The following is a 13,071-nucleotide window of genomic DNA, read 5'->3' on the forward strand; positions in this document are numbered from 1 at the left end:
TTTACTTCGCCTCCGCCAGTTTGGTTCGGCTTAAGTCTAGAATAAGTGCTACAACTTGGTCAATAGTAAGCTCAGTGCTATCGACCTTGATGGCATCCTGCGCACAAACCAATGGCGAAATTTCACGCTGTTCATCGCTCAGATCACGCTTGGCAATTTCCGCTTCCAGCTGTTCCAGCGAGATTCCCTCAAGATCCTTCAATTCCTCATAACGCCGCTTCGCTCTTATTTGAACGCTTGCGGTCAAGAATACCTTCAATTCGGCATCCGGCAGAACATGGGTGCCGATGTCACGGCCATCCATAACAATGCCTCTTGATGCGGCAAGCTGCCGCTGCAGCTCCACCAACCGGATACGAACCGATTCATGTGAAGCCACCTGTGAAACGTGTAGCGTTACTTCGCGTGAACGAATAGCGGATGTTACATCTTCCTCATTCAAAAATACCATTTGACCGTTCTCACCCGGAGCAAGGCGGATGCTCAGCGAATTCACCAGCTGCTTGAGCCCGTCCGTTTCTCCGGGATGGATTCCCGCCCGATTGGCGGCCAGCGTTACCGCACGATACATGGCTCCGGTATCGATGTAAACATAGCCGAGCTGCTCGGCAACCTTGCGTGCAACGGTGCTTTTGCCGGCACCTGCAGGTCCGTCAATCGCTACGTTAATGCGGTCGCATTCGCGTCCCCCATTGATGCTCAACGGTGTATAACCTCCTTGAGAGCCGTTAGCGGTTTTCATCCCATGCTCTGATCATCAAGAAAAAAGCAGGCTCTGCCTGCGATAGTGAAAATTATACCACAGCAGTTTTGAAGATGCAAAGAACGTGAATCGCCTAGAAGGGGGTCCCCTCCAATCGATCCACGCCTGTTATCCATAAACGAACCTGCGGAATCTGCAGCACAAGCTGACTTACAACCAGAAGAATCAGCAGGATAATAACAATTTTTTTCAGTACATCGGTAACATCATCGGATAACTCTTCAAACCCTTTCAAACGCTTGGTACGTTTGCGGGCGAATAACTGACGAAGCTTCATGGTCGCCTCTCCTTGTTGACTGCCAGGTAGATAGATAGTCATGGGTTGTGAGGATAGTTTTTCCAATAAGCTTGTCCTTATGCGCCAAAAAAAAAGAAAAATGTCGGATTTTATTTTTTGCGAAAATCCAGTTGACGTTCAAAACAGAACCTAATAATCTTCTGTCTGTCACCGTCCGAAATGCTTGCGAATTTGGCCATAATCTGATTTTTGCCCGTTTCCATGCGTTTCACGCGGACAACCTCCGCTTTAAACTGGGCATGGTCTATCGTACCGTTTCGGTAAGGCACCAGCAGCCAGCAGTCCAGATCCGTACCGTCCACAATCGGCCATTTGGCATCGGCAAGAAAGGAGATCCCTCCTCCGCCGACATCGTCCGTCATCCCGATAAAACGGACATGAGTCGACATCTGGATTGCCAGCTCCAGCTCTGCTGACACCCGCAGGAAATGCCGTCTCTGGACCTTGGTTATACTCTCCGGGTCCGGCTTGCCGATCCGGATCATTTTGACCACATCGTCCTTGAATCCCAGCACATGTGAATTAAAATAATGTTTAACCCCATCGCCGGTCATAAAATAGATGGACAGCTCATCTCCCAGAAACAGCCGTTTGTACCGGCCATTACTTTCGAGAATGGGAATATCAATAAGGAGTTCATGATCTGCTTCGTCGGAAACTCTCGATTTATATTCGGTATTCGCTTCTTCTTCATCGGATGAGGCCACTTGCAGGTAAAGAAATTGATTCACTTTCGGCAGCATGATCGTCCCCCCATTTTCCTCGATTATAGCATAGCCCATGCCATATAGGGGAGGTCCTCATGAAAGAAGATAGGACGTGCAACATGAGTCGCACGTCCTATCTTCTATTGGGGCATTTCTTCGATTGCTTCTTCAACACCTGTATCGGCATTAATGTACATCCGATACATCGCATTATTGATTTTGCCGACAAATTCGTAGCACAGCACTTCTTCACCCTGTTCGCTCGCAATCAGGGCCAACTGTTCGGATTTCGTCTGAAAATCCGGATTCAATGCCTTCCTTGCTGCAGCCAAGGTCAGCTTGGGTTTTGGTATTGTCCGCTTATGATGCTCATACACATAATCCGAAGCCTGAAGTCCCACCACATCGCCATTGTCCAGCGCTACCTTAACCGTCACCTTCTCCGGGAAGATAAGCACTCCATCCTGTGTGCCGACGAGAGTTAGGACGGCAATCGTATCGTAGCGGTCGTAATTTACGGTTTTCATGCCTTTATAGCCATGGTCTTTCAAAAACTCCGTCGCCTTGGTCTTGGCTTCTTCGGCCTGCAGAGTCTGCTTGCCGATGGTGCGTGGATTCTCAAACCAGATCAGCTGCCCGCCTTTTTTTGTGAAATCCATCTGTATCGGATTGTCCATATTAGGCTGTTCAATGGTGGCGGAGTAGGACTCATATTCCGTTCCTTTCCCATTTTCGACAACGTGAATGTTGCTCATATCCGGCATATTCATAAAATCGGCAGCAAGCTTCCTGATGTCTTCGGCCGATTTCATATCGCCGCCAAGCATTTTAATCGATCTTTTTTGATACATGCTGGAAACTGAGGGTCCCCAATTGATTTCCGGGTATTCACTGACGGTTTTGTCCACGGTTTTGAATCCGTCAATAATGGTGTTGTCATTAGTCGATTTCTCGGAGGCCAACGCGACTTCAACATCCATCCACCGCAGACTGTTCGCCAGCACCTTGCCTTGAACGCCGATCAGCTCATTGGAGATTTGCTCTGAGTTCGTATACAGTGTTTTGAGCATCTTGTATTCGTCAGTCGACAGCGGTTGTTTGGTTAAATCCCGCACAGAGGTTTTATAAGAGAAGTTGGCGATCTTCGAGAGAAACTCCTCTGTCTTGTTAAACGGCAGCAGTGTAAGCGGCAGCTGATTGATTTCGCTTTGAGCCTGACTTGTCAGACGCCAAACGTTCACCAGCCCTTTGCGGTGATAATTCTGGGATGCCGCATGTACGGCAAGCGTGTTGCCAAGCTCCCGATGAAGCTGCGTGACATGGTAGGTCAAATCATGGAAAGCCCGCTGATATTGGTTCTCCGCTTTAATCAAAACTGAATTCTTCTCTTGATGCTCCTGATAGCCCCAATAAATCGAACCGATAAAAAACAGTGTCATTACCGGGAATAACACAGCGCTTAATCGACGGTACATAAGGCAAAAGCTCCTTTCGTGTGCAAAACCTGGTGTTAGTTTGGTTTGCACGAAGGAGCTTTATACATCCATGTCAATAACATATGGCAGCGGAGGATATTCCTCCGCCGCAGGCTTTACAGAGCCTCTTCCACTTCAAAATCATGCTCATTGTTGCAAAGACACTGCTTGAAGCCTGTATCGATGCGGTCTTTGTCTCTTCGTCCGCGAAGCACAAATTTTTCTCCGCAAACCCTGCAGCGAATGCTCACTTTAACTCGTGCCGTAATCATTTTTTCCTCCTGAATGTAATACTGCTTCAATCTTCAACAATAGTCGCGCTTGATGATGCTATTATGGACCAAAAAATTACAATTTAATCTCTTCTTCCCGCCCAAGCAGGGCAAACGGTGACCGGGCGTTGGCCCGGTTCATTTTCCGGATTCCCTTTATCCACAAATAGGTCATAAGCGGTACAATAAACCATACCCAGTAGGTGGAGCCGGAACCCATAATCCAATCGTAAACGCCATGCTCCACCATGGGCGCAGCGGCTGCAAGCATAATAAATTTGCCGCTGGATTTTTTCGCGGCAAATTTGGCTTTGCCCAAATAATATCCCATTGTGACGCCAAACAAGGCATGTCCGGAAACAGGAAGAAGCGCACGGATAAGCAATGTGCCCATGGAAGAAGGCTGAAATACCGCATAGAGCACATTTTCCACAGTAGCAAAACCAAGCGATATCGCTACTGCATACACAATCCCGTCATAAGGCTCATCGAATTCCGTATGATTGTATATGATGTGATACAGCACGAACCACTTGACCAGTTCCTCCACCCCTGCCGATACGGCAAAGGCAAATACGAAGGGATGGTCGCCCCACAAAAGGGTCAGGCCGCGTTGAATGACCATAATAGGCAGTACGATGACGACACCGAGAAGAAATACGCGCAGTACCATATGAATCGGTTCAGCATCGTACCGGTCCTTCAGATAAAAGTAAGTGAGCAAAGAAATTCCGGGCGCAACCGCTCCGGTTAATATGGAAAAAAGCAGCATTTTCTCGTCTGTCACCTCCTGGTGTCATGCACAACCCTTACACCCAACCGCGATAACGCGAGGCCTCCGCCATCTTGCGGACCCCGACCATATAGGCGGCCAGCCGCATATCCACCTTGCGGCTGATATGAAGGTCATAGACTTGATTGAATCCGCGGATCATCATTTCCTGCAGCCTGCTGTCCACTTCGGTTTCGGACCAATAATAGCCCTGATTATTTTGAACCCATTCAAAGTAGGACACAATCACGCCGCCGCCGCTTGCCAGCACATCCGGAACAAGCAGGATGCCGCGATCCGTCACAATTCGGGTAGCATCCATTGTTGTTGGCCCATTCGCTGCTTCCACAATGATTTTCGCTTTAATTCTGTCGGCATTATTCACCGTTATCTGATTTTCTATCGCAGCGGGTACGAGAACATCGCATTCGAGCTCAAGCAGCTCCTCATTGGATATCGTATCCCGGAATAAATTGGTCACCGTACCGAAGGAATCCCGCCGGTCAAGAAGAGAGTCGATGTCCAGTCCCTCTTTATTATACAACGCTCCGTTCACATCGGAAATACCTATAACTTTGGCACCGGCATCATGCATGAATTTTGCCAGGAAGCTTCCGGCATTTCCGAAGCCCTGAATAACTACCGTCGCATCGGGAAGAGGAATGCCTTTTACCCGGAGAGCCTCGTCGATGACGATCGCAACCCCGCGCGCCGTCGCGCTTTCGCGCCCCAGCGACCCGCCAAGCACAATAGGCTTGCCGGTTATAAAACCGGGTGAATCAAACTCGCGGATCCGGCTGTATTCATCCAGCATCCAGGCCATAATTTGTGAATTTGTCATCACATCGGGCGCGGGAATATCTTTGGTTGGACCCACAAGCTGGCTGATCGCCCGGACATATCCTCTGCTGAGCCGCTCCAGCTCCCGGAAGGACATATTGCGGGGATCGCAGATAATGCCTCCCTTTCCTCCGCCGAAAGGCAAATCGGCAATGCCGCATTTCAAGCCCATCCAGATCGAGAGCGCTTTGACTTCATTCTCGTTCACGTCGGGATGAAAACGGACTCCTCCTTTTGTTGGACCGACCGCATCATTATGCTGGGCCCGGTATCCCACAAACATACGCATATTGCCATTGTCCATCCGGACGGGAATGCGTACGGTCAACAGCCGCATCGGTTCTTTGAGCAGCTCTACCATTTCATCTCCATAACCCAGCTTGCGAAGCGCATCCTTAATTACCGCTTGGGTAGATGCGAGCATATCGTTTGAATTCGATACAGATTCATTCATAAATCCGCCACCACCTTTTCTACCATAATATGAGCGGTTAGAGTCGGGGCTATGCGGCGGCAAGCATGACAGGTAAACAAAAAGCACCGTGCACAGGGATTGAACCCCGGATGCAGATGCTTAGGAATGACCACTTTAGAAATAAGTGCAGATTTCGGCGACAGCCTTGGCCGGCATAATCACTTTGCCATACTCCTCAAGAATCGCAGTTGTCACGGATGTTGCTTCCCCGTACTCGGCAAGGAGGGCAATAATGGCGTGATAGCGCGCCAGCTCTACACCTTCAGATTCAAGAACAAGCATATATTTGCCATTATAGGAATATAAACGTCCATCGTCCGTTAATTCGGCTGCCTTGATTTGCTTGCAAACCGCAATCACATCTTCGATGTCCCGGAAAGCGTACATGACAACATCACTTTGCTCAAGCGTGACTTCAAGCTCATAAACATCCTCGTCGCCGTCGTCTTCCTCGAGGGAGCGTTCCTCCGGCTTGAAATTCACCTTGCCTCTTGTAACAATGACGACCATACCCTGAGCCGGGAGGGCAAATACTTCAACAGCAAGAGGACCGCTCGCATCAAAACCTAATTCGTTATAGGCCTGATCCATCATCTCGCTGAAAAGTTCGTGCACCTTCGGTATTTCGCGCCACATGTCTTCCTTCTGGATCCCACGCTCCAGCAGGTCGTCGAACGTCAGAAATATACGTATTTTGTCTTGATTGAGTCGTTCGATTTTCATGATAGGATCCCCCTTCTCGAAAGCATCTGCTTCGTTTTCGCGGAGCAAAACCGTCTTCGAAAGCGCACAAACGCGGTAATATCGGTTATAAACAGCGTATGAAGCAAGCGCTGTTTGGTGATTAAATCGTGCTATGTAACTATGTTAGCATGTCTGTGATTGGAATGCTACTTAGATCACACAAAAAAAGAATCGCCGGACCGTCTCCTATTATACGAAATCAGACGATCAAACGATTCAATTTTTTTTAATGCTTTGTCGCTTCCGCCATGATCTCTTCCGCCTGCCGCTTCACATGTGGATCCTGATTCAGCATTTCCTCAATTTGATTCCAGCTGTCGCCCGATCCTTCCGAATGCTTCGAGTCATGATCTGCTTTGTCGGAGCGGAATTTACGGTCGAGAACCGCATTAACCGCTCTTCCCTTCATTCCATCCCAAGCCTCGCCCGCCGCTGCGCCAGCCCAGGCAAACATTCCCGGACGTTTTCTGGCGGCATACACCGCTACTGCTGCTCCGGCAAGACCACCGAGCATAAAAGCGCTCCATTTCATCGGTAATCCTCCTTATTAAGCTTCGTGATTTCAAGCTTAGTTTGACCCAACAGGACTGCTGTCATTCCGTGCTCCAAGATATGCCGATTACATAATAACATCCTGTTTTCCTGGAATATTGCAAGCTGATTAAAGAGCGGAAAAATGCGTGCCGGAGGAATAATTATGTTACAATGGTTGAACTTTAGAGTAATAAAGAGGATTAGACTATACATATCCGGCAAGTCTTAGTAAGCCGGACAAATCAAAATGACTTTAGGAGGCATAACTATGCCAGGACTACATAAATCTACCATCATGCTTAAGCTGTCGCTAGGCTTCCTGCTGCTTTCAGGATGCGCGGCTCAGCCTCATAATAATGAAGCAGGCAATCAGACAATTGCGCCTGCGCCAAATACGGCTCCTTCCAATAAGGATGCCCCAGCTAGTGAAGGTCCGGCGCAGCCGGCCGCAGAGCCTGCAGATCCCCAATCCGATCAAACTGCGGGAACAGAGCCTGCTGTCAGCAGCGGGAGCGAAGACAATTCAACGGGTACAGCAGCCCAGAAACCGGAAGATGCGCCGGTCAAGGAAAAACTCTACAAAATGAGCAAGGCTTACCGATTTGAACCGATCTCCAAAGAAACGGCCGACAAGGTTGTTCTTCTCACCTTCGATGACGGGCCCAAAGAGGATAAAATGATTAGCGGCTTGCTGGATACGCTGGATAAGCATAAAGCGAAGGCAATTTTCTTCGTTAATGGCTACCGCGTGAAGAAACATCCCGAACTGCTTAAAAAAATAGCCGACCGCGGACAGACGATCGGCAATCACTCCTGGGATCACATCGATTTGAAAAAAGAATCAGTTGCTGCAATTGAAAAGCAGGTTGGGGATGTTCAGAACATTGTGAAGGAAACCTTAGGCTTTGAGCCTGTATTCTTTCGCCCGCCTTTTGGTTCGGGAGGAGACAAGGTCCGAAGCATTGTCAACAAAAAAGGCATGCTCTATACGACCTGGTCAAACGGTTCTCTGGATTGGGACACGAAAAGCACAAAGGAGCAGCCTGATCTCGTCATAAAAAACGTGCTGGAGCAGCTCCACCCCGGCGCTAATATTCTGATGCATGAGCTTCCCTGGACGGTTGAAGCACTGGACACGCTATTGACCAGGCTCGAAGAGAAGGGCTACGGATTTATTGATCCTCAGACGATAGACCTGGGTCTCGATCAGACTTCAAAGTAAGAAAATGCAGCTGTGCGGGTGCCAGCAGCCTGAGCGGGAATTTGGATGTGCCAAATCCGCAGCTTACGAACAGCAGGGGAGATACCATCTCTGCTGTCTGGATTGCCGGCAGCTTAAACCACCCGCGTCCATAATGCTTCAGAGATTGGGTCCTCAGCACGGGTCCAAGAAGAGGCAGGACGATCTGCCCCCCATGTGTGTGGCCGCTTAGTATAAGATCAACCGGCATATCGGAAAGCAGCCGTCCGGCAATAATGGGGTCATGCGCAAGCAGAAGCGTGAACAAACGATGCCCGTCTTCCGGCTCACTCAAAGCCAGGGACAGCTTATCCCTGTTGGTGCGGGGATCGTCCACGCCCGCCAGGCGGATACGGCTCCCATCCTTTTGCTCCAGAATCACGGACTCATTAACCAGCATATGGATTCTTTCTTCCTGCAGCATTACCTCAAACGGGCGGATATCCTCATCATGATCATGATTGCCATAAATAAAATAAACCGGAGCGATGGAAGCAAGCTTCCGCAAATTGCCGCGCACCCGTTCAAGAGGAACGCCCTTCTCCCGAAGATCGCCCCCAATCAGAACAAGATCGGCTCCCCCTTCCCCGATGCACCGCTCTATCACCTTAACCGGAATTACTCTTCTATGAATGTCGCTAATAAACAATAGCCGCGTACCGTCAAAAGCATCCGGCAGCCTGTCAAGCGAAATCACATGCTGATCAAGCTGGTAGCGGTAGGCTTCACTAATCATATAAACAATAAGACCTATAGCGGCGATCCCCAGAGCAAGCAGCCACCCTATCATCGACGAACCGCCTCCCATACTTGCATAGCCGGTTATATTCCGGACAGTTTTTTTCCCCAGATTACAAGTCCGATCACGAGAATCATAAACAGCATAATAAGCAACCGGTAATACCATTTGGCGATCTTTAGTTTGTTTGAGGGATGCTTCAGGACCCTTGAGGACAGGACGTTACCTTCCGGACGCGTTTCAGATGCGCTCCTGTTCCTTTTCTTCACCCGGGATTCAGGCTCAATCCTCCGCCCTCTTCCGTATTTTAGAACTCTGCTCATGTTTCCCTCCGAAAACGAATAACGAAACCCATCACCATATCAATAACAAAATGGGCGATGATCGGGGCCCATAACGACCCTGTCTGTATGTAAATCCAGCCTAATGCATAACTGATGGAGAAGACCAGACCAGTCGGAATCCAATGTCTCAAATAACGGACATGGATCGCGGCAAACACGATACTCGTCCAGTAAGGACCCAGATTATGCTGGATGGCTCCCCGAAACAAGGTTTCCTCACAAATAGACACAATCAAAGACAGAACGACGATATGCCAGATCGGCCTGTTTTTAAAAATCCGGTCGTTGACTCCTCCGTCGTCCCCCGCTTCCTCAGGGACAAAACGGGATACAAGAAGGTCTACAGCGATGACCGCAGCAGCCAAACCAAGACCCCACAGAAGGAATTTCCAGCCACTCGGGAGAGCATACAATAAAAATGGATTTCGATGCTGAAATAAAATCCAGATCAAACCGATAATAAAAGTAACGGCTTGCGTGGCATATAAATTAATCAGCAGCAGACGGTCATCAATTTGATCAATCGTGACTTTTTTAAAGCGGATTTTACGGATGTCGAATTTTTTCATTGTTAACCGCCTGACATGAAGGTTCATATTTCCTTTTCTACCTATTTAACCTATACTGATTAGGACAATCGAATTAGATCAGAAGAACGAAGGGGATTATCATGGAGAAACGATTAACACGAACTGAAATGCTGTTTAGCCTCGGTTTCCTGTTTATGCTGGTTTGTGCTGTCGGCGCTTTTTTTTATGGTGTAAAGATCGGATCCGACCAGACCGAAGCGAAGCTCATTGAGCAGACCAGGCATTTGAGCGGAGGCAAGAGCAACAGTGTAACCGCGTACCAGCAGCAAGATCTGGTCTCCTTCTATCATACCGTATTTTTACCCTATCGTGAATTTCAAAACGAATGGACTCAAACCTTACATAAAATGTCCACCCAACAGCTGTCGGATTCCGGTTCCGCTTTGAAAGAATTGGCCAGCTCAGCCAGGCAAAAATACGATGAAGCCAAGCTTGCATCCGTGCCGGCCACCTCTCCTCTTCTCGAACAATCCCAGCTGCAGCTCCTAAAGGGTCTTAAACTGTTTGGAGAAGCCGCGCAGCGCGGTGCAGGCTCTGCCAGAGATATGTCATCGGCCAATCTGGTGCAAGGCCTGGAGAAGGACGCTTATTACCTGGAAGGTGTCAAACAAGCTTTAACCGGCCAGCAGAATTATTATTATGCCATGATGAAATGGAGCAGCTCCGTTAATCCGGATATTCCCGACCAGTATGCAGCAACTTCGGTACTGGAGCTCAGCAAGTGGAAATCGCTCCCGCTTGTCGTGAAGAACAAATTAATAGCTGAGCAGTTCAAGGCGCGTATGCTGGTTGTTTCCTATTATCCTCAGGATTTGACAGCGCGCGTGGATCAATTCATCGGATCCGGGCAAGCCGCCAAGATGGGCATGAAAACGCTCGGGTCCGTCATTGATTTACTGATCAGCACAGAGGCCGTCCGTCCCGGAGACTTCGATGACAGCAAGCCGCTGCTTTATCCCAAGGAGCTGCTGCCGCAGCTGCCGTTTTTCTATCCGGAATAATGCAAATGCTTACTTAGTCATATTGGAAGCCTTGAAGAGAGGCTACAGCCGCCATTCCCCCAACAACGTTGTGGAGGCTGCTGTAGCCTTTCTCTGTTAAATACCGGCAGACTCCTGCACTTCTGACCCCATGAGCGCAGATAATATATACCGCTTTGCCCGCGGGAATTTCCGCAAGCCTGTGAGGAATTGTATTCATTGGTATCAGCAATGAGGAATCCAGATGATAATAATCCCATTCCTGCTGCTCCCGAACGTCAATAATTTGATCGGAATCAAGATTCCCCCCGGCCGCAAGCTGCAAAAACTTTCCCGGCTCGATATCATTCCATTGCTCCATCTGTGTGCTCCTCGGCGTTATTTGCATGCATGTCCGGTAAGCCCAAAAACGCCCTTGGGAAGCATGCTCTTTTCAAGGTCGATCATAACGAAATTTTCACAATTGAGCAAGTTTCGCCATTGCAATTATCCGCTTGCTTGCTATAGAATAGTAAAGGTTACGTGTCAATTCTTGTCGGTCCGTGCAGAGTCTCAACCCGCGCGGATGGAAAGCGTCAGGCGATTCACCGGGCACAGCTTTGTTCTGCGCCCGATGTCACCTAAACAACGGCTCTTACTACTTATAGTTCTACATAAGCGTGTACCTGCGTAAATAATTTTCAGGAGGCAATCAGACATGTTTAAAGTATTAGTCTCAGACCCGATAAGCGATCTCGGTATCCAGAAGCTTGTGGATGCGGAAGACGTCATTGTCGACAAAAAACCAGGACTGAGCGAGGACGAGCTTGTTGCCGTCATCGGCGAATATGATGCCCTGCTCGTTCGCAGCCAGACCCGCGTAACCGCGCGTATTATGGCAGCGGGCAAATTGCTGAAGGTAGTTGGCCGCGCAGGCGTCGGAGTCGACAACATCGATCTGGAAGCCGCAACGCAACGCGGTATTATTGTTATAAACGCGCCGGACGGAAACACAATCACGACCTGCGAGCATACCTTCGCCATGATGATGGCCGTTGCCCGTCACATCCCGCAGGCTTACCTGAAAACGGTAGGCGGCGAATGGGACCGCAAATCTTTCCTCGGCGTTGAGCTCCGCAACAAAACTCTGGGTGTATTGGGCATGGGCCGGATCGGCAGTGAAGTCGCCAAGCGTGCCAAAGCATTCGGAATGGAGATATGGGGTTATGACCCGTTCCTGACTGAGGAGCGTGCGGAGAAGCTCGGTATCCGTCTATCATCGGTTGATGATATAATCCGGAATGCCGATTTCATGACCGTTCATACACCGCTTACGCCGGAAACGCGCCACATGATTGGCAAGGCGCAATTCGAAGTGATGAAGAAAGGCATGCGTATTATCAACTGCGCGCGCGGCGGCATCATTGACGAGCTTGCACTCGTTGAAGCCGTAGATCAAGGCATTGTAGCCGGCGCAGCGTTCGACGTGTTCGAATCCGAGCCGCCTGCTGCCGATCACCCTTTCCTGTCCAATCCCAAAATCATCGTAACGCCTCATCTCGGCGCTTCAACAGTAGAGGCCCAGGAGAATGTTGCGATTGACGTCTCGGAGCAGGTACTGAACATTCTGCGTGACAAGCCGTTTATGAACGCAGTCAATATGCCGCCAATCCCAGCCAATGTGTTGAATATTCTTCAGCCGTACTTCAACCTGGGCGAGAAGCTTGGCAGCTTTGCCGCTCAACTGACTGAAGGTGCAATTCAGGAAATCACGGTCAATTTTGCCGGAGAGCTGGCCGAAGTCGATACCCAGCCGCTGACCCGCTATATTGTGCGCGGCGTGCTCTCGCATCATCTGGGCTCTGAGATGGTCAATGTTGTCAACTCCATGCATTTGGCCAAAGAACGCAGCGTTAACATTATTATTCAGAAATCCCATACATCGCGTGACTTTACGAATCTGGTTACGGTAACCCTGCGCTCGAAGCAGGAAGAACGCCTTGTAGCAGGCACCTTGCTCACCGGATATGGACCACGTATCGTGCAAATCGACAAATTCCCGGTCGATGTCGCTCCAGGAGGCAATCTCATTCTCGTATCGCATAATGATAAGCCAGGTATCATCGGCCGTGTCGGCACACTGCTCGGCACCAACGACGTCAATATTGCGACGATGCAGGTCGGACGGAAAATTGTCGGCGGCGCAGCGATCATGGTTCTATCTGTGGATAAAGGCGTTCCAAAGGATGTTCTTTCCCAGATCGCCGAGCTGCCTGATTTGAATAATGCGAAAGAAATTATTTTGTACTAGGCAGCTCC

Annotated in this window: 15 protein-coding genes; 3 read left to right on the plus strand and 12 right to left on the minus strand. The window is 49.4% G+C overall.

From position 1 onward, the window contains the following. Window position 1: 1 nt before the first annotated feature. The 9 genes from cmk to ACFOLF_RS05475 all read right to left on the minus strand — a co-directional run bounded on the left by cmk (window position 2) and on the right by ACFOLF_RS05475 (window position 6,878). On the minus strand, window positions 2–703 hold the full coding sequence (gene cmk / locus ACFOLF_RS05435) for a (d)CMP kinase (RefSeq protein WP_379114576.1): 702 nt from the start codon (window positions 701–703) through the stop codon (window positions 2–4). 133 nt (window positions 704–836) lie between these two features. Then, complete coding sequence (locus ACFOLF_RS05440; RefSeq protein WP_210041541.1) at window positions 837–1,040, minus strand: hypothetical protein; 204 nt, start codon at window positions 1,038–1,040, stop codon at window positions 837–839. A 110-nt stretch (window positions 1,041–1,150) separates the two neighbouring features. Continuing rightward, window positions 1,151–1,804 (minus strand): flagellar brake protein, encoded by a 654-nt coding sequence (locus ACFOLF_RS05445; protein ID WP_210041548.1) that lies wholly within the window; start codon window positions 1,802–1,804, stop codon window positions 1,151–1,153. Between the two features lie 104 nt (window positions 1,805–1,908). Next, window positions 1,909–3,243: a germination protein YpeB gene (gene ypeB, locus ACFOLF_RS05450; RefSeq protein ID WP_210041557.1), complete on the minus strand. Its 1,335-nt coding sequence runs from the start codon at window positions 3,241–3,243 to the stop codon at window positions 1,909–1,911. A 116-nt stretch (window positions 3,244–3,359) separates the two neighbouring features. Next, window positions 3,360–3,515, minus strand: coding sequence for a hypothetical protein (locus tag ACFOLF_RS05455; protein WP_210041559.1), 156 nt, complete (start codon window positions 3,513–3,515; stop codon window positions 3,360–3,362). Window positions 3,516–3,591: 76 nt separating this feature from the next. Continuing rightward, window positions 3,592–4,287 (minus strand): glutamic-type intramembrane protease PrsW, encoded by a 696-nt coding sequence (gene prsW / locus ACFOLF_RS05460; RefSeq protein ID WP_210041566.1) that lies wholly within the window; start codon window positions 4,285–4,287, stop codon window positions 3,592–3,594. Window positions 4,288–4,324: 37 nt separating this feature from the next. Beyond that, the gene (locus tag ACFOLF_RS05465) at window positions 4,325–5,581 is read right to left on the minus strand and encodes a Glu/Leu/Phe/Val family dehydrogenase (RefSeq protein WP_210041568.1); all 1,257 of its coding nucleotides are present in this window, start codon (window positions 5,579–5,581) and stop codon (window positions 4,325–4,327) included. A 135-nt stretch (window positions 5,582–5,716) separates the two neighbouring features. Further along, window positions 5,717–6,325 carry a genetic competence negative regulator gene (locus ACFOLF_RS05470; RefSeq protein ID WP_210041571.1) on the minus strand — a complete coding sequence of 203 codons (609 nt, stop codon included), beginning with the start codon at window positions 6,323–6,325 and terminating at the stop codon, window positions 5,717–5,719. Between the two features lie 247 nt (window positions 6,326–6,572). Beyond that, on the minus strand, window positions 6,573–6,878 hold the full coding sequence (locus tag ACFOLF_RS05475) for a hypothetical protein (RefSeq protein ID WP_210041572.1): 306 nt from the start codon (window positions 6,876–6,878) through the stop codon (window positions 6,573–6,575). Between the two features lie 270 nt (window positions 6,879–7,148). On the opposite strand from ACFOLF_RS05475, the gene ACFOLF_RS05480 reads away from it, so the two are divergent. Beyond that, on the plus strand, window positions 7,149–8,102 hold the full coding sequence (locus tag ACFOLF_RS05480; RefSeq protein WP_379114575.1) for a polysaccharide deacetylase family protein: 954 nt from the start codon (window positions 7,149–7,151) through the stop codon (window positions 8,100–8,102). Here the strand turns inward: ACFOLF_RS05480 and ACFOLF_RS05485 are convergent. Beyond that, the gene (locus ACFOLF_RS05485; protein WP_210041587.1) at window positions 8,053–8,910 is read right to left on the minus strand and encodes a metallophosphoesterase; all 858 of its coding nucleotides are present in this window, start codon (window positions 8,908–8,910) and stop codon (window positions 8,053–8,055) included. The two genes, ACFOLF_RS05480 and ACFOLF_RS05485, sit on opposite strands and share 50 nt — an antisense overlap. A 268-nt stretch (window positions 8,911–9,178) precedes the next feature. Further along, the gene (locus ACFOLF_RS05490; RefSeq protein WP_210041589.1) at window positions 9,179–9,772 is read right to left on the minus strand and encodes a CPBP family intramembrane glutamic endopeptidase; all 594 of its coding nucleotides are present in this window, start codon (window positions 9,770–9,772) and stop codon (window positions 9,179–9,181) included. A 101-nt stretch (window positions 9,773–9,873) separates the two neighbouring features. Here ACFOLF_RS05490 and ACFOLF_RS05495 point away from each other — a divergent pair, with 101 nt between their 5' ends. Then, window positions 9,874–10,794, plus strand: a complete 921-nt coding sequence (locus ACFOLF_RS05495) for a hypothetical protein (protein ID WP_210041591.1) — start codon at window positions 9,874–9,876, stop codon at window positions 10,792–10,794. A gap of 13 nt (window positions 10,795–10,807) precedes the next feature. Here the strand turns inward: ACFOLF_RS05495 and ACFOLF_RS05500 are convergent, their stop codons facing one another. Then, window positions 10,808–11,134: a rhodanese-like domain-containing protein gene (locus ACFOLF_RS05500; RefSeq protein WP_210041593.1), complete on the minus strand. Its 327-nt coding sequence runs from the start codon at window positions 11,132–11,134 to the stop codon at window positions 10,808–10,810. Between the two features lie 336 nt (window positions 11,135–11,470). Here ACFOLF_RS05500 and serA point away from each other — a divergent pair, with 336 nt between their 5' ends. Continuing rightward, complete coding sequence (gene serA, locus ACFOLF_RS05505; protein WP_210041595.1) at window positions 11,471–13,063, plus strand: phosphoglycerate dehydrogenase; 1,593 nt, start codon at window positions 11,471–11,473, stop codon at window positions 13,061–13,063. Window positions 13,064–13,071: the final 8 nt, after the last annotated feature.

It is taken from the genome of Paenibacillus sepulcri, assembly GCF_042647105.1.
GTDB classification, from domain to species: Bacteria; Bacillota; Bacilli; order Paenibacillales; family Paenibacillaceae; genus Paenibacillus_Z; species Paenibacillus_Z sepulcri.